This is a genomic window from Microbacterium sp. Gd 4-13 (assembly GCF_003095395.1).
Taxonomy (GTDB): Bacteria; Actinomycetota; Actinomycetes; order Actinomycetales; family Microbacteriaceae; genus Microbacterium.
In genome coordinates, this window is record NZ_QEIJ01000003.1 from 244,534 (window position 1) to 267,860 (window position 23,327).

Annotated in this window: 22 protein-coding genes; 7 read left to right on the forward strand and 15 right to left on the reverse strand. The window is 64.5% G+C overall.

The features are described 5' to 3' along the window. The first annotated feature begins 78 nt into the window (after positions 1 to 78). The gene (locus tag DEA06_RS08255) at positions 79 to 291 is read left to right on the forward strand and encodes a hypothetical protein (RefSeq protein WP_133241720.1); all 213 of its coding nucleotides are present in this window, start codon (positions 79 to 81) and stop codon (positions 289 to 291) included. Positions 292 to 323: 32 nt separating this feature from the next. On the opposite strand, the gene hxlA is transcribed toward DEA06_RS08255, so the two are convergent. Further along, complete coding sequence (hxlA, locus tag DEA06_RS08260; RefSeq protein ID WP_116647505.1) at positions 324 to 947, reverse strand: 3-hexulose-6-phosphate synthase; 624 nt, start codon at positions 945 to 947, stop codon at positions 324 to 326. 39 nt (positions 948 to 986) lie between these two features. Further along, positions 987 to 1,571, reverse strand: a complete 585-nt coding sequence (gene hxlB, locus DEA06_RS08265) for a 6-phospho-3-hexuloisomerase (RefSeq protein WP_240606869.1) — start codon at positions 1,569 to 1,571, stop codon at positions 987 to 989. A 98-nt stretch (positions 1,572 to 1,669) separates the two neighbouring features. Between hxlB and DEA06_RS08270 the strand changes: the two genes are divergently transcribed. Continuing rightward, positions 1,670 to 2,530, forward strand: coding sequence for a LuxR C-terminal-related transcriptional regulator (locus tag DEA06_RS08270; RefSeq protein ID WP_116647506.1), 861 nt, complete (start codon positions 1,670 to 1,672; stop codon positions 2,528 to 2,530). A gap of 302 nt (positions 2,531 to 2,832) precedes the next feature. Here DEA06_RS08270 and DEA06_RS08275 read toward each other — a convergent pair whose 3' ends face one another. The 3 genes from DEA06_RS08275 to DEA06_RS08285 are packed head-to-tail and all read right to left on the reverse strand — an operon-like array spanning position 2,833 to position 5,227. Further along, positions 2,833 to 4,059, reverse strand: coding sequence for a hypothetical protein (locus DEA06_RS08275; protein WP_133241721.1), 1,227 nt, complete (start codon positions 4,057 to 4,059; stop codon positions 2,833 to 2,835). Positions 4,060 to 4,109: 50 nt separating this feature from the next. Then, a complete protein-coding gene (locus DEA06_RS08280; protein ID WP_133241722.1) occupies positions 4,110 to 4,646 on the reverse strand; it encodes a hypothetical protein in 537 nt (178 codons plus the stop codon). Positions 4,647 to 4,696: 50 nt separating this feature from the next. Then, entirely contained in the window at positions 4,697 to 5,227 is a 531-nt protein-coding gene (locus tag DEA06_RS08285; protein WP_116647509.1) for a hypothetical protein, read from the reverse strand. Positions 5,228 to 5,578: 351 nt separating this feature from the next. Here DEA06_RS08285 and DEA06_RS08290 point away from each other — a divergent pair, with 351 nt between their 5' ends. After that, positions 5,579 to 6,127, forward strand: coding sequence for a hypothetical protein (locus DEA06_RS08290; protein ID WP_133241723.1), 549 nt, complete (start codon positions 5,579 to 5,581; stop codon positions 6,125 to 6,127). A 48-nt stretch (positions 6,128 to 6,175) separates the two neighbouring features. Next, a protein-coding gene (locus DEA06_RS08295) for an IS3 family transposase (RefSeq protein WP_116647650.1) occupies positions 6,176 to 7,344 on the forward strand; the annotation gives its coding sequence in 2 pieces (ribosomal slippage) (positions 6,176 to 6,463 and positions 6,466 to 7,344; 1,167 coding nt in all). Between the two features lie 253 nt (positions 7,345 to 7,597). On the opposite strand, the gene DEA06_RS16355 is transcribed toward DEA06_RS08295, so the two are convergent. Both DEA06_RS16355 and DEA06_RS16360 read right to left on the reverse strand, forming a co-directional pair. Beyond that, complete coding sequence (locus tag DEA06_RS16355; protein WP_133241724.1) at positions 7,598 to 8,233, reverse strand: hypothetical protein; 636 nt, start codon at positions 8,231 to 8,233, stop codon at positions 7,598 to 7,600. 136 nt (positions 8,234 to 8,369) lie between these two features. Next, positions 8,370 to 9,395 (reverse strand): hypothetical protein, encoded by a 1,026-nt coding sequence (locus DEA06_RS16360; RefSeq protein ID WP_133241725.1) that lies wholly within the window; start codon positions 9,393 to 9,395, stop codon positions 8,370 to 8,372. Positions 9,396 to 9,508: 113 nt separating this feature from the next. Between DEA06_RS16360 and DEA06_RS08310 the strand changes: the two genes are divergently transcribed. Next, positions 9,509 to 15,658 (forward strand): hypothetical protein, encoded by a 6,150-nt coding sequence (locus tag DEA06_RS08310; protein WP_116647513.1) that lies wholly within the window; start codon positions 9,509 to 9,511, stop codon positions 15,656 to 15,658. A gap of 16 nt (positions 15,659 to 15,674) precedes the next feature. Further along, complete coding sequence (locus DEA06_RS08315; protein ID WP_133241726.1) at positions 15,675 to 16,238, forward strand: hypothetical protein; 564 nt, start codon at positions 15,675 to 15,677, stop codon at positions 16,236 to 16,238. 114 nt (positions 16,239 to 16,352) lie between these two features. Here the strand turns inward: DEA06_RS08315 and DEA06_RS08320 are convergent, their stop codons facing one another. The 4 genes from DEA06_RS08320 to DEA06_RS08340 form a co-directional block, all read right to left on the reverse strand. After that, a complete protein-coding gene (locus DEA06_RS08320) occupies positions 16,353 to 16,586 on the reverse strand; it encodes a hypothetical protein (protein ID WP_116647515.1) in 234 nt (77 codons plus the stop codon). A gap of 206 nt (positions 16,587 to 16,792) precedes the next feature. Beyond that, the gene (locus DEA06_RS08325; RefSeq protein ID WP_116647516.1) at positions 16,793 to 17,266 is read right to left on the reverse strand and encodes an XRE family transcriptional regulator; all 474 of its coding nucleotides are present in this window, start codon (positions 17,264 to 17,266) and stop codon (positions 16,793 to 16,795) included. Positions 17,267 to 17,898: 632 nt separating this feature from the next. Then, positions 17,899 to 18,564, reverse strand: coding sequence for an RNA-guided endonuclease TnpB family protein (locus tag DEA06_RS08335; protein ID WP_116647518.1), 666 nt, complete (start codon positions 18,562 to 18,564; stop codon positions 17,899 to 17,901). 146 nt (positions 18,565 to 18,710) lie between these two features. Further along, complete coding sequence (locus tag DEA06_RS08340; protein WP_116647519.1) at positions 18,711 to 19,466, reverse strand: hypothetical protein; 756 nt, start codon at positions 19,464 to 19,466, stop codon at positions 18,711 to 18,713. A 166-nt stretch (positions 19,467 to 19,632) separates the two neighbouring features. Between DEA06_RS08340 and DEA06_RS08345 the strand changes: the two genes are divergently transcribed. Next, positions 19,633 to 20,001 carry a hypothetical protein gene (locus tag DEA06_RS08345; protein ID WP_133241727.1) on the forward strand — a complete coding sequence of 123 codons (369 nt, stop codon included), beginning with the start codon at positions 19,633 to 19,635 and terminating at the stop codon, positions 19,999 to 20,001. A gap of 334 nt (positions 20,002 to 20,335) precedes the next feature. On the opposite strand, the gene DEA06_RS08350 is transcribed toward DEA06_RS08345, so the two are convergent. The 4 genes from DEA06_RS08350 to nrdF form a co-directional block, all read right to left on the reverse strand. Beyond that, the gene (locus DEA06_RS08350; protein ID WP_116647521.1) at positions 20,336 to 20,818 is read right to left on the reverse strand and encodes a HEPN domain-containing protein; all 483 of its coding nucleotides are present in this window, start codon (positions 20,816 to 20,818) and stop codon (positions 20,336 to 20,338) included. Beyond that, the gene (locus DEA06_RS08355) at positions 20,815 to 21,429 is read right to left on the reverse strand and encodes a hypothetical protein (RefSeq protein WP_205781242.1); all 615 of its coding nucleotides are present in this window, start codon (positions 21,427 to 21,429) and stop codon (positions 20,815 to 20,817) included. The genes DEA06_RS08350 and DEA06_RS08355 overlap by 4 nt, the downstream gene beginning before the upstream one ends. Positions 21,430 to 21,484: 55 nt before the next feature. Then, positions 21,485 to 21,868, reverse strand: coding sequence for a hypothetical protein (locus tag DEA06_RS08360; protein WP_116647523.1), 384 nt, complete (start codon positions 21,866 to 21,868; stop codon positions 21,485 to 21,487). 462 nt (positions 21,869 to 22,330) lie between these two features. Continuing rightward, entirely contained in the window at positions 22,331 to 23,308 is a 978-nt protein-coding gene (nrdF, locus tag DEA06_RS08365; protein WP_116647524.1) for a class 1b ribonucleoside-diphosphate reductase subunit beta, read from the reverse strand. Between the last annotated feature and the right edge of the window lie 19 nt (positions 23,309 to 23,327).

Below are 23,327 nucleotides of genomic sequence, written 5' to 3' on the forward strand. Positions count from 1 at the left end.
GAGGTGTCAACCGCTCGCGCCTCCGATGAGACGGTGTCCGATCAGCGCCTCCGCGAGCGCGAGGCGCACAATGGGGTCATGGGACTGTTCGCATCGAAACCGGAAGACCCGACCGAGTGGGCGGGCCTCCCCTCGGAACCGTTGGGTCCGCTCAACGACACCGAACGCCTGGCCGATCCCCCGGTCGCCGATGGCCTTCTCGGTGAGACGACGGCGGGCACGGCCTGGGTCACCATCCCGGCCGTGCCCACCGTCACCGAAGGTTCGGCCGGAGACGCACCGACCCCCTGAGGGATCTCGACTACCGACTTCGCCGGTGCGCGTCAGACGATAGCGGCACGCAGTTCTGCAGCCGCTGCCCCGACGTCGTCTGCGCCGTAGATCGCACCGCCGGCCACAGCCACCTGTGCACCGGACGCCTGCACCGCGGCGATGGTCGACGCGTTGATGCCGCCGGCGACGGAGAAGGGAACGCCCGAGGCGCGCCCGTCGTCGAGGAGCGTGGAGAACGTGAAGCCTTCCTCGGCCTGCTCGTCGAGACCCGCGTGCATCTCGACGAACTCGGCGCCGAGGGCGACGACCTCTTTCGCCCGTGCCGGCTTGTCGGCGACCCCGATGAGGTCGACCACGACGCCCTTGTTGTGCTTCTTCGCGGCCTTGACCGCGCCGGCGATGGTGCTGTCGCCGGCAGAGCCGAGAACCGTGACCAGGTCGGCGCCGGCGGTGAAGGCGATGTCGGCCTCGAGCTCACCGGCATCCATGGTCTTCAGGTCGGCGAAGACGATCTTGTCGGGGTGGGCCGCCTTGATGGCGGTGACCGCCGAGAGCCCGGCGCTCTTGATCAGAGGCGTACCGAGTTCCAGGATGTCGACGTGAGGCGCGGCCTGGGCGGCGAGCTCGAGGGCGGCCTCGGTGGTGAGCGTGTCCATAGCGAACTGCAGTTTCATCGTGTCTCTTTCGTGTCGTTCGGGTGGGAGGAGTCGGGTCTATTCGATGTTCGCGTGGCGGGGCCAGAGCTCGTCGGCGCTCTTACCGGAGCGACGCCAGAGCACGTCGAAGAGGGCGTCGCCGAGCAGCACGACGAGCTGCTCGAACAGGCTTCCCGCGTACTGGGCCGAGGACTGACCGGTGCGGTCGAGCTTCTGCGCGGCCGGCACGACCACGACGGCGCGCGAGAGGGCGGCCAGGGGCGAATCGCCGGCGGTGGTGAGGGCTCCGACCTCGGCGCCGGCCTCGACCGCCATCTCCGCCGCCCGGACGACCCCTGCCGTCGTGCCCGACCCGCTCGCGGTGAGCAGCACGTCGCCGGCGCCCAGAGCAGGTGTCGTGACATCGCCCACGACGTGAACGACGAGACCGAGATGCATCAGCCGCATCGCGGTCATCCGCAAGGCCAGACCGGAGCGTCCCGCGCCGAGGACGAACACGCGGTCAGCGCCCGCGACCAGGGCCGCGAGGTCGTCGAGCGACCCTCCGGGGGGATCCGCTGACACGATGCGCTCGAGGACGCCACTCGTCTCCGTCCGCACCATCGCCACAGAGGCCTCGTACGCAGCATCCGAATCGGTCATGACTCCATGCTGCGAGGTCACGGCTCCCGCGCATACGACGCGTTCGGACGGTCTCACCTACCCGGAAGAGTAGTGCTCGACTTCCGTATAGTCGGCTCATGGACTCCACCCCCGGGCCTCATGCGGCGAGCGACGCGATCCCTTCGCTCGCCGTGCGCCAGGCGCAGATCGAGCACGCGCGCAACATGGCCGAGCAGGCCGACCGTCACGCCGTCACACTCGAGTCGATCCTGGCCATCCTGCGCGCGGATCGCTTGGACGACAGGGCCGCGCGCACTCTCGCGATCGACGTGGCCGCGAGCGCTCTCGTGGGCATCCGCATGGAGACCGACGAACGGCGAGACACACGGCTCGAACCCGTGGTGGGAGCTTTCGCACGGCTACGGAACGACCTGCGCCCCCTGGTACGGCACGGCGACCTCGACGTGCAGTTCGTCGAACCACCCATGACGGGGCGTGCGCTTCCCGGCGAGGTCGCCCACGCCGCCCGCGCCATCGTGCGCAGCGCCGTGCTCGCGTTCGTCGATGCCGGCGAGGCGCGCCGTGTTCGAATCCAGTGGGACTGCGACGGGCTGAACCTTCTCATCAGCGTCCGCGACGACGGGCGCGGGGAACTGACCGCACACGACGACTCGCTGCGTCCGATCTCGGAACGCGTCATCGCCCTCGACGGCGACGTGCGCGTGTCGTCGACGGCGGGATGGGGATCGACCCTCGACATCCGCCTCCCGCTCGACCCGCCCGCGATGCCCGACCTGCTGCCGGACTCGATGCCCCTGTCTGCCCGCGAACGCGACGTTCTGCGCCTCCTCGTCACCGGGGCCCGCAACCGTTCGATCGCCGAGCAGCTCGACATCAGCGAGAACACGGTGAAGTTCCACGTCTCGAATCTGCTGCGCAAGGCCGGCGCCGTCTCTCGCGCCGAGCTGATCCTGCTCGCCAAAAGAGACGAGCAGTGAGTGTCGCCGGGCGCGCCGCGCCGGATGACCCCGCAACGCAGAAAGGGGCGGATGCCGCAGCATCCGCCCCTTCGTGACTCACCCGTGTGCGGCGTCGACACACCTGGCGCTGATCGCCCTACTTGGCGCATGCAGTCACTGAAGTCGCGCCCGCACCGCGCCGCCGGATACTTCACAGAAGTTGGCACAGTCTGAAACGCCTCACCGGGCGGGCCGCGAGGAGACTGTGCCGTTTCGCCGTTCCTAGATTGCCTGCCGGCCACCGTGCCGCAGCGGGGTCTGTTTCCTTGACAAGTAACCCCTCAACTGTTGTGGGCGCCGGACGCCCAATGTCGCCACACCGGGTCGATGAGCATCCTAGGAACAAGCCGCGCATCGGTGGAGTCCACAAGTGTCTCGTACGCAATCGGGGTCTGGTTTCGATGGAACCTGACGACCAGAGAGCGGGTGTTCCCTTGACGGGAAAACCCGTAGATCGTTATCGCTTCGCCGCGACCGCCCCGCGGATCGGGATCGTAGAACGGGCTGGCAATCATCGTTGAGTCGTGCTCGCCAGCGTCGCCCGCGACGTTCACCCATGACTCGCTCGCGAACATCACGCCGTCGAACGGAGTCGCTCCTACCGTTTCGAGCGTGTGCACGATGGCGAGCTCATCCGGGTGCTGCGAGCTAAGAGCGAAAGGGACGATTCTTGCGACCTCATGCCCCTGGTAGAAGTACATCCCCGTGCCAACGAAGCCGTCGTTTTCGAGGAACGTCTTGGCCATGAGTAGCCGCTGATCAATGTCTTCGACGGGGCCGTGACCAAACGACTGGCGCAGCCCGTATTTCGCTGCCAGTCCGGGCATCGCGGCGTCGTCGCGAGGTATGAACCTCCGGTGAACCTCGTAGACCTTCCCTGTTTTCAGGTCGATGCTCGCCGAAATCGGTCCCGGCGGCAGGCATCGCAGTGAGGATTCGAGGTCTGACGTGACACACGGTCGAGTGAAGGTGGGCACGGCGCATCTCGTACTTCCAGCTCGCACATGCGCCTCGCGAACAAGCGCTTCCACCCCGGCGTACAGCTCCCGGAGTGCGTCGATGAGCTCATACTCAGGAAGTTGGTCGTCTATCCACTTTCGGGTGACGCGGATAGCGCCCCCTCCCCGGGGCTTGTCCCTCTCGATGAGATCAGAGAAGACGTCGAGGATGTGCTCGGGTGCAATGTAAGGAGGCACGAGGATGATGTCTTCCCCCTCTTGGTGCCGGGTGCCGTAGTAGGTCAGCTCCGCGACGCTCAGCGTCTTGAGGTCTTCCTCCTTGACGATGCGATTTCGTGACCGGACGCCCCACCGCATGACGTGGTTTGCCGCTGCCTCGGTCGACCAGGCGTCGTACCACTCAGCGAAGTTCGACCAGCGACTCTTGCGCTTCTGCACGAGGAAGCTCACGCTACGGGAGTTCTGTATCGCGGCATTCAGGTACCGTCGAAACTCGTCGCCATCGAAGTAAGCCTCACTCGCCCGATGTATGTCCTCGTGCATATCCATGAGTCGGCGGTGCGCATCGGGGCAGGGGCACACGGGTTGCGCGTCTCCCATCAGTGGACAGCCTCAGAGGGCGACTCTGTCCCGCCCCGCATCCGCGCGTTTGCCACGGAAGAGATGTACTCGTACGTCTTTTCTGCCGCACGACGCGCATCCACGGTCTTCGCGCCCCCGCGCCTTGCTTGTTCCATCAGCGCTTTCACAAAGACTGCCGGCCACGGAGTGAAGTCCTCGCGTGACGGCACCTCGACGTACATTCCCGACTCCTTGAACGTCGATTTGAAAGTGGACTGAGGATGACCGGCCTTGATTTCAATGAGGCCAGTTCCCATGGCCAGCTCAGGGAGGATGCCTTGCGTGGCCAGGTCGAAGTCGATGAGGAACGAGGTGGGGGCGGGTCGTATCAACTCAATCAGCAGCCCGACGCGGCCACCGCCCGTGCCCCAGACGGATTTAACGTCCCCGTCGGGCTCGTACTCCGCAACCCGAATGGCCTCTCGGATATCCGGAAATGGTGTGCAGTCCAACACCAGAACGGGTACGGGGGCACCGCCGAAAGCGTCAGCCCTCATCACCATTCCGTCGCCCACGATGCGGACACTCCGACCCGGCTCCACCCGCACTTTCCGACCGCGGGACATCAGAGGCCCCCCTTGATGTCATCCAGGACCCACTCTTTGTTATCCGTGTCCGTCAACCTGAGCCCCTGACGGCGCACGGGCTGCCCACCGGTACGGTCGTTCGACACCGCAAAGGTGAGCCATCCCTCGCTCACCTGCCGAGGCTTCAACTCGAGCGGCAGGGTGACCGCATCTCCGAGCTTGTGGTCGACGGCACCGGCGGCGATTTCGGTGAGCATAGGAGCCTCCCCCACCGAATACTCCACCCAGAGAGCTGCGCGTCGAATCCAGATGGGGTTGTGCGAGAGATTGATGATCTGCACGTGGAGGACCAAGGCATACCCGCCGGCGGCGGTTTGTTGACGTGCTTGAACGAGATATATGTCTACATCCGGCCGGCCCCTCGCTTCCGCGCGTTGTGCGATTCCGAGCGATCTTCTCGCCGTGTTGCGGCTGCTGATCGCAACGAACAACGAAAACGAAGCGATGACGAACGCCAACGCGGGCACGACTGCAATAAGAGTAGTAAGCCAGTCAGGCAACGTCGTCATCTCTAACCTTTACCTCTCGGCGCCTGTGCCTTATCGCTTGGTCGCAATGTTGCAGAGTCGACCTTGAAATGAACCCCCGTGGATAGATCAGGTCCCTTGTCCCCCGCACCGCCGGGGCTCGTCATCGATACGTTACATGGCCGGCCGTTCTCCTGAACGTACAGCCCACGGCGGTAGACGTTGCCGGCCTGGATGGCAGCCAAGGCGTCTCCACTGATGCCAGGATACGGTTGTGTTCAGACCCGACATCTGGGGGCGGCGGGACGCGGATGTCGGCCGGGGTCATAGTGAGGGGAATCGGCTATGAAGTCGTCGAGTTCAAGAACGCGACGTACCGCGCACTCCGCAAAGGTGACCGCGCGTAGCGCCCAGGCGTCCGGCGTCGTCAAGTGTTATGTCGAAGCATTCGAACGCCAGGACCGCCGGCCCGACTTTCGTCTTTTCGAGAAGTCCACACGTCGCCGGGTACGGGTACTTTCCGACAATCCTCTTTTCCAGCGCGTGCCTCCGCTGGCGAACCTGCTCCAGGATTGCCACGCCCACGGCGGGGGCCTCACCGACCGGTGGAGTCGCGAAGAATATATCGCCGTCGCCGCCCCGATCTCTGCTCAGGACCCCGACGAGATCGCCGTATGGCTCGACAACCGCTTTTCGGTGAAGGTGAACATCGCGACAGCGAATATCGAATCACCACCGGTGTCAGTGTGGTGCTACATCGAGGAGTATTCGGAGGGTTCGGAGACTGCTCTCGGCCTTCGACTTCGTGAAAAGACGACCGGCCGCAAGGTAGAGATGTACGGCAGCAACAAGAGGCACCTGACGACGTTCCTCGCTAGCCCCCACTTCACCGGCGCAGACGCGAAGATGTCGAACCTGTACGAGGGTCTGCCGCACCGGTAGGTGACATCTGAGTTTGGTTGCCCGGGAGGGGCGCCCTGGAAGGATGTCATTGCGCCTAAGCCTTATCCGAGCGAGTTCCGTGATGATGTTGTGCGCGTCGCGCGAGGCCGTGAGCCCGGTGTGACCATCGAGCAGGTCGCGACCGATTTCGGTGTCCACCCCATGACGCTCACGAAGTGGCTGCGGCGCGCGGCGGTCGAAGAGGGCGCGAAGGCGGGGGTGACACGGTCCGAGAGCGCCGAGCTGCGCGAGGCGCGGAAGCGGATCCGGCTGCTCGAGCAGGAGGTCGAGGTGCTGCGGCGTGCGGCGGCGTATCTGTCGCAGGCGAACCTGCCGGGAAAAGGCTCTACCCGCTCGTGACCGAGCTCGCCGCTGACGGTGTTCCCGTCGCGGTGACATGCCGGGTGCTCAAGCTCGCTCGCCAGCCCTACTACCGGTGGCTGGCGAACCCGATCACCGATGCTGAACTCATCGCGGCTTATCGCGGGAACGCGCTGTTCGATGCGCACCGCGACGACCCTGAGTTCGGGTACCGGTTCCTCCTCGACGAGGCTCGCGACGCGGGTGAGGTCATGGCCGAGCGGACGGCATGGCGGATCTGCCGTGACAACGGCTGGTGGTCCGCGTTCGGCAAGCGTCGCCGCGGGAAGGGGCGACGTCCCGGCCCGCCCGTCCACGACGATCTCGTGCGCCGGGAGTTCACGGCGGGCGCCCCGAACCGGCTCTGGCTCAGCGACATCACGGAACACAAGACCGGCGAAGGCAAGCTCTACCTCTGCGCGATCAAGGACGTCTTCAGCAACCGGATCGTCGGGTACTCGATCAGCGATCGGATGAAAGCACGTCTCGCCGTCGACGCCGTCAACAGTGCCGTCGCCAGGCGCTGGAACGTCGCCGGCTGCGTGGTCCACACCGACAGAGGATCCCAGTTTCGCGCGAGGAAGATGGTCCGCGCCCTGCATTATCACGGCTTAGTCGGATCAATGGGACGCGTCGGCGCGGCGGGCGATAACGCGGCTATGGAATCGTTCTTCAGCCTGCTGCAGAAGAACGTCCTCAACCGGCGATCCTGGGACACCCGCGACCAGCTCCGCATCGCCATCGTCACCTGGATCGAACGCACATACCACCGGCGCCGCAGGCAGAAGCGGCTCCACGGATTGACCCCCATCGAATACGAAGCAATCATGAACACCGACGTCGCCCTCGCGGCGTGACTACAACCCGTCACCTATCCGTGCGGCAGACCCCTTTCGTGCTGCTGACCACCGGGGCAACCGAAGATCCGTGTGGAACAGTTCTCCTCCGCGCCCAGCCAAACGACACCGTCCCTCCTCCACCGTTGAACCCCGCTTCGCGCGGACGCAATCTCACCGGCGTCCCGAGACTAGCTGTGGGGGAGCTGGCGGCCGCCAGACCTCCGCATTTCATCGACGTACGCAACCATGATTCAGGCCAGCCCCTAGAGACTCATTCCGATTCGTCAGTCCACGTCTCAGGGGCGGTACTGGTCTTCCGGTAATGCAGCCGACGCAGTAATTCGGGTCCGGCCATCTTGCCCAGATCGAATGTGCGGTCGAACGCCTTCCTCGTCCATTCGCGCTCTTCGTACACAAACTGTCGCAGCTGCATCGAGGGCTCTGACTGGACTCCGACGTCCAACCAGTCCTTGGCGGCCGCACGCTTGTTTCGCTCACGAGCCGCGTCCAGCGCGGAAACCACAGCGGTCCCACCACGAAAGACGCTCGAAGCTTTCAGGCCGGCCTCGACGATGTCCCACATGAGGGGCGTCGGTCCACCACCGCGCCCGAGTACGTCGATGTACAGGACTTCGCCGCCCGCCGCGGCGGACGCCCCCAGCAGGGTCACCTGAGGGGTAACCTCCCCTAGCCATGCTCTGGTCTCACCCCGCTGCGGGTAGACGAGCGAGTATCGATAGTGCTCCGGCGGGGATCCCACCGTCCTTGCAAGCGCATCGACGAATGACTCACCAGCCTGCCCGACGACGGTGACAGTTCGAGGCGGCGGGTTCGCATCTCCGAACGGATCACCGGCGTACCAGACGTCTACGGAAACTTGGCTGTCATCCCGGTCTTCGTTACGCATGTCAGCAAGGTACCGGTCGCCAGCACACGGGCATCACTATGTCGACCGTCCCGTCGGTGCACATTGCCGAGTGAACGCCCGCAGACGTCGAACGCCTCACCGCCGGAGCACGGGGGCCGCTGAATCGGCTCACCCGTTAGAAAGTGGCCGGGTGGCGACGATTGCTTTCGTTCATACAGCGCTCGATCTGAAGGCAGCCGTCTAGGAGCGTCCAGGTGCTCGCATCAGCGCCGGTTCCTGTATCAAACAGGGCCAGACCGTACATCGCGTCCATGGCGTCTGCCGGGACTGTGAACACAAGGTCGGTGCTGTTACGCCCGCGCTGCCCAGGTGACGTCGGCTGCTCAGCGTGGGAACGGTCCCCCACGTACTCGCCCGGGCTGAGCAGCTCGTCGCTTTGCATCCAGTCTCCCGGCTCCCAGTGGCTCGCGAAGTTCCAGCTGCCGTCGGGCCCCTTCTGCGCGTCGTCGTTGATGTTGGGAGGAATGGCCCAGTACGGGACCCCGTCGACGTAGACGCAGATCGGTTTGTCCCCAGCCGCCACCGTTTTCGTAGGCGGCATCCAGTGGAGCGTGTCCGCGTAAGGGACGAGAATTCGGATTGTGCTCGGCGGCGACGTTCCGATCCTGACGCTTCCCGCGGCTCGCGGCTCCGCGGTGATCCCCAAGCGAACTTTCAACTGAAATTGTGTGTGGTCCCACCCGCCACCAGCGGCCACCGCCGGGCCGGTGCACCACCAATAAACCTCGAGCTCGACGCGCTCTTCAAGTCTTGCATCTCCCGGTGCGGGACAGGCCTCGTCGGAAGGAGGAAGCGACGCGACCTTCGGCTCGGGCGTAACGGTTGGGGTAGCTCGCGGCGACCCAGTGGTGTCCAGTGAGGCCTCTGGATCAGCGGTAGGCGGGTCGACGGGGGCGGGGATGAGTCCAAAGACGGCCATGACCAGGGTGATCACGACGAGGAGCGCGAAGGACCAAACCCCCGCTGTGGTCCAACGCTCAAGCTTCCGGATCTGCCGGTTCTCGCGCCGCGAATCGGCCCTTTCGCGGACTCGAATAGCTACCAATACAGCAAGGGCCCCCACGAAAATGGTGCAAAGGAACACCGTCAATGGCGCCCAGGGTCGAAGGGACGCGGCAACGGGCGCGATCCAGTCGGTCATAAAGTCCGAATTCCCCTCCGTTGCGTCACTCCAGCGCGCGACATGAAGCCGAATAGGCATGCCTGAGTTACCACCTCACCCCACCGCGGGCAGAATACAGGAGGGGGCGAGCAATGCGTGCGATATCCGATTCAGCCGAGACGGCCGAAGACAGCTTCTCCCGTGTGGTGCAAGACAGCCGTGCGGGCGACCAGTTCCACCATGTGTGGGCCGCGCTACAGTCCCTCAAGCTATTGAACACAAGCTCGGGTTTGCAGGCGGTCTGGGTCGAGGGCGCCGCCGGGGACCCCATTTCCGGCGACGAGATCATCGACGTCGCGGAGTACTACGGCCCCGGTCGCCAAGCGGTAAGCCGTGTGCTCGTTCGTCAATTGAAGTACTCAACACGGAAGGCGAACACAGGCCTCGGCCTGGCCGACGTCGGACCGACACTGCGAAAATTCGCGAAGATCGACGCCCGCTCGGGTGACGCGTTTCGAGTGCCCGCGGGTGCCGACGTCAGCTACAGCGTCGTCACGAACAAACCCATCAACAATGCGCTGGCGACCGCGGTAAGAAGCATCGCGGCCGGAGAACCCATCCGGCCGCGCTCCATCGCCCAGAAGGTTCTCCAATGGCTGGAACTCAAGCCCGACGCCGCGGCACTGTTGTGTTCGCGAATCGAGTTCATTAGCGAAGGTGGAGCGCTCACGGCATTGCGTGGGCGGCTGGCCGCAGAGACCTCCGGGCTGGCGGGCGGGCGGGTGCCGGGCAGTTCCGCGCAGCTCATCGACGCTGTCGCTCGACGTGCCAGCGGCGACGCGACCGGCCCCATCACTCTCCCAGACGTGACCGCAGCGTTCGAGACGACGCCCGCCGATCTGTTCCCCGCGCCGCCAATGCTAGACACTACGCGGGCCGTTGTGCACCGGCCCGCCTACGACGACCTGGCCCGCCGTGTCCTTGCGAGCGCCGAGCCCCTCATCATCACTGCTGATGGCGGCGTGGGCAAGAGCACCTTTGCCTCCCGCCTTCCAATCATCCTGTCGAGCCGCGCACACGTCGTGGTTTACGACTGTTTCGGGGAGGGCGAGTACCGCACACCAACCCACCCTCGCCACCGACACCGTGACGGACTCGTGCAGATCGTGTCCGAGCTCGCCGGCCAGGGCTTGTGCGCACCGCTGGTCCCGTCCCCCTGGACGGAAGCCTCCGACTACCTCAAGGCGTTCACCGAGCGCATCACCGAAGCCGCCACACGCCTTCAGGAGATAAACCCGCCGCGCGAACTGGTCATTCTCATTGACGCCGCCGACAACGCAGCAACCGCTGCCGAAAGTCGAGCAGAACGTACTTTCGTCACCGACCTAGTTCACTTCCCCACCATCGACCACGTCCATCTCGTGCTCACCTGCCGGCCCCACCGTTTGAGACTCCTAGACCCGCCGCGGCGTGTAGCAGTCGCCACATTGCCGGCGTTCGCCGAGAAGGAGTCCGCCGAGATGCTCCGGGCTTTCTTCCCGGCAGCGAGCGACCCGGACGTAGTTGAGTTCCACCAACGCACTTTCGGTAACCCCCGCGTTCAGGCATACGCGCTGACGAATCGGCTCTCGCTCGAACAATGCCTCGCCTTCTTGGCTGGCATCACCGACGAGGACGGTGATGCCCTCACACACCTACTCACCTACAATCTCAATAACATCCTCGACGCGGCCGGCAGGGACCGGGCGACGCTGGAATTCCTCGGCCAGCTTCTCGCCACACTGCGCCCACCGATTCCGCTCCCGGTACTGTCAGTCCTCGCTGGTGCCGACCCCGGCCTCATCCGCGGGTTCGTTTCCGATCTGGAACGCGGGCTGCTCATCCAAGAAGAAACGCTGCGGTTCCTCGATGAACCGACCGAGACGTTCTTCCGAGACCGCTACCCGCTGGACCCGGGAACTACCGGCCAACTCCTCGACCGACTCACCACCCTCTCTGAAACCAACGCGTACGCGGCGGCGGCGTTGCCGCAGGTGCTTTGGGAATCCGGCCGGTACCCGGAACTGATGGCCTTGGCCGGCACAGAAGTGGCGCTTCCGAACACCGGCGAGGTCGAGCGACGCCAAATCGCGCGCTTACGTACAGAGTTCATGCTGCGCGCTGCCGTGGCCCTTCAGCGACCGGCAGACGTTGTACAGACGGCGATGCTGGCGGGCTCCGTCGCGGCAAGCAGCGAACGCAGGTACACCGTCCTTCGCGACGCGGCAGACCTCACCGGGGAGTTCCTCGACGGCATGACCATCGACGAGGCAAGAGAGGGAAAGCTGTTCCCGAGTAACTGGCCAGGCGCGGCGTTTGGGGCCGAAGCGGTCATGCTCGCGATGAACGAGAACCGCCAGGGCGAAGCGCGGGCACGTCTTCGAGCAGCGATCTCCGCGATGACTGCCTGGGCGCGGACTCGCCCGCCTGACCGTGCGCGTCAGGTGACGGCACCTCAGATCGCGCAGATCGCCCTTGCCATCGTGTTTCTCGATGGCCCGCAGCAGGCAGCGTCATTCCTCGCTCGGTTCGCAGCGCGCTGGGCTATGGAGAGCGCGGGCCACATCGCAGCCGTGCTCCTGTCGAGGGGCGACGCCGAAGTGCTTCAGGCCCTCGCGTCGGCACTACCGAATGTCAGTGTGAACGTGGCCGTCGCCGCAGAGCAGCAACGCCTCGGTCAGCCGATGACGTCTCAGCAAACTCAGATCGCTTGGGACAGCTTGCAAGGGGAAGCGGCGGAGTTCGGCGTCAACGAGTACGAGCTGCACAGGACCGAAGACGCGGTGTTCCGCGGCATTGCGTGGATCGCGGCATCTGCCGTCACCCATACTCACGCGTCTGAGGACGAGGCAGTGGGATTACTCGAGAAGTATCTGCCACCAAAACCGCCGTCCGACCTCGCAGATTCCCCTTCGCGCGAGCGGACCGGCCTTCTTCTCGCCTATGCGCTCCGCGCGCAACTTCAGCGCCTCAGTCTTGACGTGCAAGACCTCGCGCCCGAACCCTCCGAAGGGCGCCGTCGACCCCACAGCGACGAACGAGAACAAGACCGGCGGCGACTCCAGGACATCGCACCGTGGATCGAGCAATGGGCACGCTGGTCGCTTGGGCGTGCGACCGACCAAGCCACGGCCAGCCTTTTGAAATCTTTCCCCGCATCGGTCACGAGGTCCCCTCACCAGCACCTGCTTCGCCACATAGCAGGGCCCATTGCTGCTCAACTCGCCCGAGACAGCGCGTCGGCAACGGTCCGCGATCTCTTCGAGGGACTGCTCGAATCAGCCGCCACTCACTCGACTATCCCGGACGCGACGACGATGGTCGCTATCGCCTCCGGAGTTACACGATGGGCCAAGCCTGCCTACGCGTGTCTTCGTGCGAACGCCGACCGCGCCGTGCACCTCGCACAACCTGCGGACGAAATGGCCGCCGACCTCATACAGCTCGCCCGGGCGGCCCATCTGTTCGACCAAGGGGAAGCGCAGGCCTACTTCGAGCGCGCCGTGGAAGTGGCCTCGAAGGTGGGTCCGGACGCATGGGACCAGTGGGAGTCGGTCGTCGCCGTGGCCGGCGCCGCGGGCGCCGAGGACTACCGGGAGGCGTTCGCGCTCGCCACGCACCTGTCGCTGACTGCCCAGGCCATCGAGCCACACATGGGCGATGGGCTCAACTACGCCGCCCTTGTGAATGCATTCACGGCGATAGCCGGCGGCGGCGCCCTCGCCATCGTCAGCCGCTGGCGGGACCGCCGATTCGGTGCGTTCGAATGGATGGCGATGACCCTGGCCGAGGGCTATCTCGCCGCGCACCCGCAGTTCGCCATCGCCCTCGCCCCCTTCAGTGAACGCATCCCCATCAGCCCTCACATCGTCGAATTGGAACATGCCAGCGAACTCACGGATGCCCGTTTCAGCGCGGCTCGAACGGTGGCGTGGGCACGAGGCGAAGACCTCGATGCCAATGCGCTGGGCGCTGACCTCGCCTCCCGCTTCGCTATCCCCTCGGGTAACGAGCCCTTGCCGGAGGAGGATTCGGGCATCAGATCCTCCTGGACGGAGGAGCCGCGACGACGCAAAGACCCGCTCGCTGCGATACGCGCAAAGCTCGCTCGGGCGCACCTGACCGATCCGGGCACCGTAAGCACATTGCTGAAAACTCTCGACACGCGAGACGAGATGCAGCTGCTCGTGGATGACATGTCAACTCGCCCCGAGAACGAATGGGCGCCAGTTGTCCGCAACGTCCTCGCAGCCACCACTGCCACCCCGCGCCAGCAGGGCTTGTTCGTCGAAGCGGCGAGCAAGCTCTCCTCGAACAGCCTCGCCTTCCCCCGCGCGCTCAAGGAGCTGGCCGCCGACTATCTCAAGAACGATGCGACCAACATCGTCATTGGGCACTACTCATCCGGCGGACTTGACAACCTCGCACGGGTGTTCAGCTCCAGCCCTCGCGACGTTCTACTCGACGCCCTGAATCACGCCGATGCCGCGGTCATCGTGTCGTCAACGGAGAGCTGCTACCGCCTTGCGAGAACACTCGCCCGCCTCGTCACACCGACCGAGGGCGCTCTGGTCCTCTCCGCCATCCTGCACCGCCTGGACGAGGCGCTAGGGGTAGGCGCACCGCCGGACGTAGCTACTGCAACCTCGGACACAACCGATGCGGTCGCGGCATTCCTTTGGGCGGCGCTAGCGGACCCGCGCGCGCGCATTCGTTGGCAAGCCATGCACGCAGTGCGATTCTTGGTGGAGTTCGGGGACCCCGCGTTCAGTCGGGCATTGAACGCGGTCGCTCTCGGCGGCGCACCGGTCGGTTTCACTGACCCCCGCTTCCCGTTCTATGAGATGCACGCCGTCGAAGCACTCTTCACAGCCTTCGAGCGGGTAGCACGGGATGACCCAGCTGCCGTCCGCCCACACCTCCCCACCATCCGCGCATTGCAGGGGCGATATCCCGACCATGCCCGTATGCAGCACATCTGCGCGGAAATCGGGAAGCTGATGGGAGAGCCCGCCCTCACCCAGGCCGCCATCACGATGCTCCCGCCCGTCATCGTCTCCTTCGCTGACATGCCGCGCGCTCCGAAGCCGCACTCGCATGGTGCCCCGCGAGCGGAGGTGAGCTTCGGGCTGGACGGCGACGAGTACTGGATCGCACCAGTCAGCGAGGCATTCCCGGTGGAACACGCGGACGTCCTCAACGATGCCAGCGCTGTCGTCCTTGATGAATGGGGATGGCGAGACAACCCGTGGTTCGAACACGATCCACGACACGAGCTCGAAGGGTATGGGCAGGACAAGACCTATCTGTACAAGGACACCGTTCCTGACGCGGAGGATCTGGATTTCTACCTCATGTACCACGCTGCGTTCACCGTGGCCGGCCGCCTGGCGCGCAAACACGCCCCGTACAGAGAGCATGATGCGGACCAGACCAAGTTCGCTCGATGGTTCTCGCGGCTTGACCTCGCGCGACAAGATCGACGGTGGATCTCAGACAACCGCCGCCCATACCCGTCAGGTGTCGGACACGTTCCTTATCACTCGGGAGCCTGGCGTTGGCAGGTGAAGGCCGCGGATTTTCCTTCGGTGTTCCTCGGGACCGACGGCTGGGTCACGGTGCACCAATGGGCGCAGAACGTGAGCTATCGAGCGCGTGAAAACGTCGTGGTGAAGTCGGCGCTGGTGAGTCATGACACAGCGCAGGCACTGATTCGCGCGCTGCAGACGTCCCGCCCCCTTGTCGATTACGTCATCCCCTCCTCCGATAGCTCGCGCGATATCCAGGAAGAACCGTTCGTGCTGCGCGGCTGGGTCGTCGACAATGATTTCGGCGAGCAGGGCGCTGACGCGCGCGATACTTTCGCGTCCGACATCCGCGCCACCGCGCCTCAGCCCGCGGCGTGGGTCCTAGACACGCTTGGTCTCGAAGAGACGGCGGATGGCTTGCAGTGGACGACACCGGGTGACCCCGCGCCCCTGGCGCGTGCAGACCTGTGGGCCAGCAAGCGAGGCGGCGGCGACGAACGCGGGGTAGAGGGGTACCGGCTACGCGTCTCCTCGGATTTTCTACGCGTCCTGACCGAGAGGACGGACTCCGCGTTCATTCTCTCCGTCCGTATCGACCGCGACGAAGAGCCAGACCGCCGCCGCGACACCGACAAAGACGACGATATAGGAGCCCTTGATGACTACGTCAGATTCTTCCTCTATACCCCCAGCGACGGATGGCGAGACTACCTCGGCCGTCCTGTCTCTCGGTGAGCTCCTTGCTTCCTCGATGGACCAGAACGACCTTCTGTCACGGTGGATGGCGCACTACATGGCCGAGCGGATGCGGGCACTGGACACGCTAAGCGGAAACGAGCGAACAAGCGCAGCACAGGACGTTGCAGACCTCATCCTGCGGGTCTGGGCTCATCGAGCTGGCGCCCGCCGCACGGAGAATCCAACGGAGGTATCTGAGCAGGTCGTCCGCGCCGTTGCCCGGTTGGACGACCAAGCCGTGTGGCAATACCTCGACATCTTCGCAGACGTGCCGGGGCCCTCCCGCACCCAGACTGACGCTGACTCGTCCCTCCGCTTCGCGGAGTCCCTCGAACGCGAGACGCGGGTGCTTGTTCGTGCGCTCGTCGCCCAGGCCGCCGCTAATGCAGAAGACCACGAAGCTGGCTGGGTGCGAGCCGCATCGGAGGCGGGCGTTGACCCTCTAGTCCAGTTGCGTTCTCTGATGACCTCGTACGGCGGCGAGGAGACATCCAACAACCCGTTCAGTATTCCCACGCAGGCCGAGAAGCTGCGCCAGATGCTTGCCCCTTTCGCGCAGGCAACGGACGCAGAATAAGAGCCATGGCTCTTCGGCATCACACGGTTCCCCAGCGCTACCTGCGCGGCTTCGCTACGTGGCGCGATGTAGCGGTGAGACAGCCCGCCCGCTGCGGGTAACCGCCGATGCCATTTAGAGACCGAGGTCGTCGAGAGCGGCTTCGATCTCCGAAAGCATGGCAGGCAGGTGTGTGTTGAGCGCGCCGAGGGTTACCTCACGGTTGAGGTGCGCGAACTCGTGTGCGGCCACGTTGCGAATGCCGACCAGGCCGGACCTCATGGTCTTGGGGAGCTGCTCGACTACCTCGGCGGGGAGCTTCTCGACGATGCTCGCCGCTCGTATGATGAGGGCTTCCGCGACCAACATGCTTTCCCCGTCCGGGTCGTCGAGCCGGTCGCGGTGAGACGGCCAGACGGTGTCGAGTTGCGCACGCAGGCGGAGCAGCTTCTCGCGGTGCGCAAGTGGCTCCGCCCTTTCCCGCCGTGGCCGCGGGGAGAAAGGCCCAAGCGCGAATTCTGGGTCGGAGTGTGTTCGCCGCTCGAATCGCCCGCTCGAATGCCGAGGCTGCCCGGTCACAGCTCCACCGCCGACGCCCGGATGTCGTCCATCGCAGGCCCCACGGAGTCGTTGAAGACGACGTGGACAGGAAACCCTAAGAGGTCCGAGGCCGCAGCCGGGAAAGCGATAGCCGTGAAGAACTGTCGAGTCGAGGACGTGTCCCCTGTGACGAGGAGGTTGACGTCGCTGTCGGCGTGGTCGTCGCCGCGAGCGATGGAGCCGAATACCCGCACATTGCTCAAGCCGTGTGCTGCTGCAAGCTCCCGGAGCTCCCGCGCGAAGTGCGCCAGCGGGATGCTGGGCCGCATGTCGACAGCGGCGAACAGCCGCTCGAGCTCCCCCGTCGCGGGACTGACTGTGCCGGCTTCAAAGTCATGCAGAGACGCGACCGGGACGCCTATACGCGCGGCGAGGTCAGCGAGGGTTAGTGAAGCGTCCTCGCGCGCGAGGCGGAGGAGGGCGTGGTCTGCGGCGTGAGGAAGTCTCATACCCCCGTCTATGCGCGGTGTCCGTGACGAGCGGTGCCACAGCTACCGCAGGGAGGAGACCGCTTGTCATTTCCAGAGCTAAACCGGACTGGGGGGCGTCTGGCGGAGTGACAGCTTGGTTGCGGTACCGCGCATGGTCAGAATGTAAATGAATGTCTACGCAGACGGTTTCTGTGAACGAATATCGACATGCCGAAGGAGAGCATCGTGTTGACGGCCGAGGCCGCTGACGCTGCGCGCATCATGGGGTCAGCAGATCAGGCTAGCCCGTCACGCGCGCAAGATGACGGCGGGACGTCTGGCCGAACTTACCGATGTCTCGCCCCGCGTCATCACCCTCATCGAGCGAGGCCACCCGGGCGTTTCCTTCGGGAACGTCCTCAACGCGACAGTGCACGCCGGGGTACCGCTGTTTGACATCACTGGTCCGCGGACGCTCGGGCGCCTGAGCCAGCAGTGTCAGCAGGCCGTGACACTGATCCCCTCCAACGTTCGCAACCGGAAGGAGCGTGCCATAGATGGTGACTTCTGACGCGCGCGGCCCCTTCGTCTGGATATGGATCCGGTCGAGCCTCTCTGTGAGGAGGGCAAGCCCCCGGTCTTCGACATCGAGGAGGTGGGACTCGGGGACGTCAGTCGCATTGCCAGATGCGGACGGCAAGCGTCTTCTTGCCGCCGTTCGTTCCGCGGCTCGAGCAGATCTGAGACGAGGGAAGGAACCTCGGCGCCTTTGTAGAGGCCATGCCCTTCCGGATGCATGCCTCCTCAGGGAACTTGAGGAACTGTCCCCAGCCCGCGTCGTTCATGCTTTTCGCCATGTTCGTGCGCGCCATGCCTGAGATGTTCAGCGTCTCGACGACGACCGTTTGGTTTTCGCGGCTGAGCTTCGAGGCGAGCTGACGGGCATGATTCTCACGAAGGTTTCGCACTCGGCGATGCGCGCGCGCCCGCGCGCGCTTGGCTTTGGCATAGTTGTTGCTCCCCGACTTCTTGCGGGCGAGGTTCTTGTCCGCTCGACGGAGGGAGTCCTCCGCCGTGCGGAAGTGCCGGGGGTTCACGACCTTCTCGCGAGAACCGTCCGAGTATGCGATGGCTGCATAGTCATTCAGGCCGACGTCGGCCCCGGCGATTCGCGGCCCGCGGGTCGGAGTCTTGGCAGGTGCGATGGGCGTGCGGACGACGAACGATGCCGAGAAGGTACCGTCCGGTTCCTCGTGCACGGTCACCGCGGACGGGTAGCCCGGAAGCGGTCGATGCCAGTTGACCCGGATGTCTTGGTCAAAGTTCGCCAGGTTCAGGCGTCCTCCGCCCCTCTGCGTGTTCTGCCATCCGCCCCGGACGGTGAACGAACCACTTCAGCCGCCCGTACATCGACGGATGAGCAGCCGGCCGAGGAGGCCACGCGTGCGTCCGCGCTCGCGGAGATCGGCTTGGCCGGCTGGGCTCAGACGCCCATCGCCTCGTAGAGGGACACCCACTTCCCGGTGTCACCAAACGGCATCCCGAACGCCCACGCGCAACTGGGATGCTCCACCTGGCCCAGGAAGAACGGGTCTTCTCCCAACTGCGCTAGCCGATTCACGAGCCCAGTCGGTGCCAGCACCGCCGGGAACGGGGGTTCGCCGTCCTGACACGCGGCGAGGAGTCTCGCGTCCCGGGTGAGGAAGACGTCGACACCTGCGTTCCAAGCCGACGTGAGCATCCTCCCGTCAAGCGGCGACACGGAGTCAATGAGCCTCGCGGCCACAGGTGGCATCGCCCGCGCGCCGCCGAACCGTTCATCCTCCCGACCCCAGTCACCCGTCTGGAACGTGAGAGCTGCTTCGATGTGCTCGAACATCCGCTCCCTCTCGACCATCCGCGAAGGGGACGGTGCCTTGCGGTAATCAACGCGCGTTCGCGGTACGACGACGAACCGGATGTCGCGCACCATCCACAGATCGAGGATCGCGCCCAGCGCAGCAAGTTCCTGCTGATGTTCGGCGTTGATGCCATCGGCCTCCTCCCGTTCGAGGATGGCGGTCCCGTGCTGCTCCAGGTCGAGGATGATGTTCGAGTCCAACGCGATCAGGAACGGCCCGTCCTCGAGCGAGCCCGCCCCCCGGAACAGGTCAGCATCACTCAGGTAGCAGAAGCCCGGACCGCCATCCCCGGGTGCGCGCAACGGATTGCCGTCCAGGTCCAGCGGGCTCGCAGTCATGGCATGAAACTACGACACCCATGACGGGCGCGTCTCCTTCAGACTTTGAGCGATAGCGTCAACCGGACGCACGACGAGACCAGAAGGGCGATGAATGCTTGAACTGGAAAGGCGGATCGAGGAACGTGGGGCTCCTGCTTTCCCCCACGACCCGAGTTTGACCGCCATGGAGTGGAGTCCGATGCCGCGCGATGAGCACCGCATCAGCTACGCGGTGCTCGAGAACGGCACGGAGGTCGCCAGGGCTCTCGTGAACGTGCGCCCGGCACCCATCGGCCCGAATTACCAGTGCCCGAGCCCTCGTGACGTGGACGTGCAGCTTGAGAAGATTGAGGTTCGCATCGAGCTGACGCGGAACGGACAGCACATGGGCCGGCGCACGGTCGAGGCGCTGCGTGCTGCGCACCCGGGACGCATGTACGCCTTCGCGGCACACGATGCACCGGGGTTTTACCGGAAACTAGGGTGGGCGGAGTACGAGCACGTCGATGGCCCCTCGCGCGGCCGATCCGAGTTGTTCGTCGCGGAGAACTGACTCCGCGCCCGAGCCCCGCGGTCTAGGACATGAGAGGGCCGCGCGACCGCCTATGAGATGAGCGAGCCAGCTAGTCGGGGTGCGTGAAGGCTGAAACCGTCAGCGCGGTCCAGTTTCCGGGTTTCGGCCAAGGTCTACCAAGGTCTACCAAGGTCACCTTGGCTGGAGTTTGCCCAGTCTTTTGAAGGGATCGCTTCGTATAAACGAACAGTTGGCTAGTCAATTCAATGACACAGCCCCGGCAGCGCAGGAGAGGTCATGCGCTCTATATGCGCGGTCGCCGTGGTCATACTGACCACGTACGCGGCGCCGCGCCAAACCTGCTGGTTGGTAGCTACTTGCCGTAGGGCGGGAGCGTGTCGAGTAGCGTGGCGCTCATCTCGATGATTCCGGACGCGGCCTCGACTGCTTCGTCAACGTCGTCCGCCTCGAGAGCAGGCGAATCTGCCTGCGGGTACTCGGCATCGTTACGTGTGCGACGCATCCAGTCGAAGGGTTTGATCGTCGCACCCAAGGGCGGGTCGAACTGAGCCAGCGCCCCCTGGTAGACGGCGATGTGGCCTCCGGCAGATGTTGGTCTCAACCCCTGAATGGCAAACACCGCCGTCAACGCTTTTCGCGCCGCGTCGTATGCAGCGGAGAACGCTAGTTCGAGGTCGCTGTCCCGAAGTATCCGTGCAGATGCAGCGTGACGGCGCGCTTGATCAAGAAGCATCTCCGCGTGCTCCCTGTTGGCCGGCACGCGGTCGAGATGACGTCTTGCTAGCAGCCCGTCGACAGCGTCGCGGCCAGTCGTCCACCGAAGGGGGGCGGTCATACCTCAGCCTTTCTTGCCGCCAGCTCCAACTGGACAAGCGGACGCTGACGGACGCTGCGGAGGAACGGTTCGTCCGCAGCCTTCCAACGGTCAGCACGGATGGATCGGATATTGACCTCGCGACCGATCTCTCTCTGCGCCGCAGCGGCCGCGTCGAACATGTCAGCACGGTCCGGCCGGCCGACAACGAGAACGTCGATATCGGCTGGGTCGGCGCCTTCTTCGCCATTCATGCGCGCTGCCCAGGAACCGTAGATGTACGCCTCCTCGATTCCGTCAACCAGGCTCAGCAAGCGCGAAAGGACGAGCCGCGGGCCGTAGGCGTACTCAACGATTTGGCGCACCGGCCGGTACAACGGATGGTCAACGTTGGCTTGGACGTAGCGATTCCGGCCAGAACGTCGTTCGCTGAGAAAGCCAGAGCTTACGAGCCGATCCAGTTCTCTGTGCACGGTCGGCATCGTCGCATCCACGGCCTTCGTCAATCCGCTCAGCGTGTGTTCCTCCGGCGCAATGAGCAGCTCAGCCAGCAGCCGACCTTGGAGATCCGACCGCAGGAGCGGGGAGATCGTCGGTACGGAAGGTTTCACATTTTGTACGATATCGAACATTTTGTGAAAGTGACACCCAGAGAGCGAACAGCTGCAACCTTTCCGCATGACTCAGTCACGTGCGCTGACCGACCGTGGTTCTTACACCTGCATCCCCTGTCGCCCACCAGCGGTTTAGGAACTGACCCCGCATCAGCCGCTCCGACGGGTCGCCGCCCAGGACGTAGTGGGAGGTGCTTCCCTGCAGCCTGTGGTGAAAGCGGCTGAGAACGTTCAAGCGAGCGTCAGCACGAACAATATCCAGTCCGGCGCCGACGTCGCTCTGTCGGAATGTGTTCGCCCCTGTGCCTTGATGGGCGCGAGCGACGAGCCCTTCCACGAGGTTCCGCAATTGGGACAGGACGTTCTGAGACAGCAGATCGCGCTGGTCGGTCAGCGCCTCGATGTTCCGGACGATGACGTTGTCAGCGTCGTAAATTTGCTGGTCGATAGTGCTCATGCGTCCCCCAACGCACCTGTCGTGGCTCCCATGCGGTCAATCCCCCTGATTGCAACCGGGTAGAGCTGGCCGCCAAGAGCTTGCTCGAGAAGAGCAATAGTACGGAGGTCAGGCCATGTGGCACCCGAAAGGATCCGCCGAAGGGTTCCTTCGTCCACGTCCGCGTCGCGCGCGACAGAGCGAACGCTTCGACCACCTACCGCCGCCGCAAGATTCTGAGCGAACTGACGCGCGATCTCTGCAGCATGATCCTCAGACGGGCACGCCGGCCACCCCACCGTCAACTCGGCGGGCGACCGGCGCGTCGTGCGACTCATCTCATTAAGGTCCCGTGAAAAGCCGCTGCGAAAGCGTCGACCCCCGTGATTTCATGCGCCAACTACCGGATCGGTGCCAGGTCTTGTGGCGCATGCCAACTTCAATGGTGTGAAATGCCAGGTGTGTCGACGCCGCACAACCCGGTCAGAAGTCCCAGTCGTCGTCTTCGGTGGCCTCGGCCTTGCCGATGACGTACGACGAACCGGAGCCCGAGAAGAAGTCGTGGTTCTCGTCGGCGTTCGGCGACAGGGCCGACAGGATCGACGGGTTCACGTTCGTCACGGTCGCCGGGAACATCGCCTCGTAGCCCAGGTTCATCAGGGCCTTGTTGGCGTTGTAGTGCAGGAACTTCTTGACGTCTTCGGTGAGACCGACGGCGTCGTAGAGGTCTTGCGTGTACTGGATCTCGTTGTCGTAGAGCTCGTAGAGCAGCGAGAACGTGTAGTCCTTGATGTCGTCGCGCTCGGCCTGCGTGACCTTCTCGAGGCCCTTCTGGAACTTGTACCCGATGTAGTACCCGTGCACGGCCTCATCGCGGATGATGAGGCGAATGATGTCGGCCGTGTTCGTCAGCTTCGCCTTCGACGACCAGTGCATCGGCAGGTAGAAGCCGGAGTAGAACAGGAACGACTCGAGCAGGGTCGATGCGACCTTGCGCTTGAGGGGCGAGTCGCCGCGGTAGTACTCCATGACGATCTGAGCCTTCTTCTGAAGGTTCGGATTCTCGACCGACCAGCGGAACGCCTCGTCGATCTCGGTCGTCGAGCACAGCGTCGAGAAGATCGACGAATAGCTCTTGGCGTGCACCGACTCCATGAACGCGATGTTCGTGTAGACGGCCTCCTCGTGCGGGGTGATCGCGTCGGGGATCAGCGAGACGGCGCCCACCGTGCCCTGGATCGTGTCGAGCAGGGTCAGACCGGTGAACACGCGCATCGTCAGCGTCTGCTCGTCGGGGGTGAGCGTGTTCCACGACTGGATGTCGTTCGACAGCGGCACCTTCTCGGGCAGCCAGAAGTTGTTCACGAGGCGGTTCCACACCTCGAGGTCTTTATCGTCCTGGATGCGGTTCCAGTTGATGGCCTCGACGTGCGAGAGCAGCTTGAGCGGTTCGGGTGTCATGTCAGTCCTTGTCGGTTCC

Bases quoted from the DNA above. Each gene is read 5' to 3' on its own strand.
- DEA06_RS08285 (WP_116647509.1), bottom strand. From the start codon at position 5,227: ATGACGACGTTGCCTGACTGGCTTACTACTCTTATTGCAGTCGTGCCC.
- DEA06_RS16355 (WP_133241724.1), bottom strand. From the start codon at position 8,233: ATGCGTAACGAAGACCGGGATGACAGCCAAGTTTCCGTAGACGTCTGG.
- DEA06_RS08310 (WP_116647513.1), top strand. From the start codon at position 9,509: ATGCGTGCGATATCCGATTCAGCCGAGACGGCCGAAGACAGCTTCTCC.
- DEA06_RS08255 (WP_133241720.1), top strand. From the start codon at position 79: ATGGGACTGTTCGCATCGAAACCGGAAGACCCGACCGAGTGGGCGGGC.
- DEA06_RS08320 (WP_116647515.1), bottom strand. From the start codon at position 16,586: ATGTTGGTCGCGGAAGCCCTCATCATACGAGCGGCGAGCATCGTCGAG.
- DEA06_RS08345 (WP_133241727.1), top strand. From the start codon at position 19,633: ATGGAGTGGAGTCCGATGCCGCGCGATGAGCACCGCATCAGCTACGCG.
- DEA06_RS08275 (WP_133241721.1), bottom strand. From the start codon at position 4,059: ATGGATATGCACGAGGACATACATCGGGCGAGTGAGGCTTACTTCGAT.
- DEA06_RS08355 (WP_205781242.1), bottom strand. From the start codon at position 21,429: ATGTTCGATATCGTACAAAATGTGAAACCTTCCGTACCGACGATCTCC.
- DEA06_RS08270 (WP_116647506.1), top strand. From the start codon at position 1,670: ATGGACTCCACCCCCGGGCCTCATGCGGCGAGCGACGCGATCCCTTCG.
- hxlA (WP_116647505.1), bottom strand. From the start codon at position 947: ATGAAACTGCAGTTCGCTATGGACACGCTCACCACCGAGGCCGCCCTC.
- hxlB (WP_240606869.1), bottom strand. From the start codon at position 1,571: ATGACCGATTCGGATGCTGCGTACGAGGCCTCTGTGGCGATGGTGCGG.
- DEA06_RS08315 (WP_133241726.1), top strand. From the start codon at position 15,675: ATGGACCAGAACGACCTTCTGTCACGGTGGATGGCGCACTACATGGCC.
- DEA06_RS08340 (WP_116647519.1), bottom strand. From the start codon at position 19,466: ATGACTGCGAGCCCGCTGGACCTGGACGGCAATCCGTTGCGCGCACCC.
- DEA06_RS16360 (WP_133241725.1), bottom strand. From the start codon at position 9,395: ATGACCGACTGGATCGCGCCCGTTGCCGCGTCCCTTCGACCCTGGGCG.
- DEA06_RS08325 (WP_116647516.1), bottom strand. From the start codon at position 17,266: ATGAGACTTCCTCACGCCGCAGACCACGCCCTCCTCCGCCTCGCGCGC.
- DEA06_RS08360 (WP_116647523.1), bottom strand. From the start codon at position 21,868: ATGAGCACTATCGACCAGCAAATTTACGACGCTGACAACGTCATCGTC.
- nrdF (WP_116647524.1), bottom strand. From the start codon at position 23,308: ATGACACCCGAACCGCTCAAGCTGCTCTCGCACGTCGAGGCCATCAAC.
- DEA06_RS08350 (WP_116647521.1), bottom strand. From the start codon at position 20,818: ATGACCGCCCCCCTTCGGTGGACGACTGGCCGCGACGCTGTCGACGGG.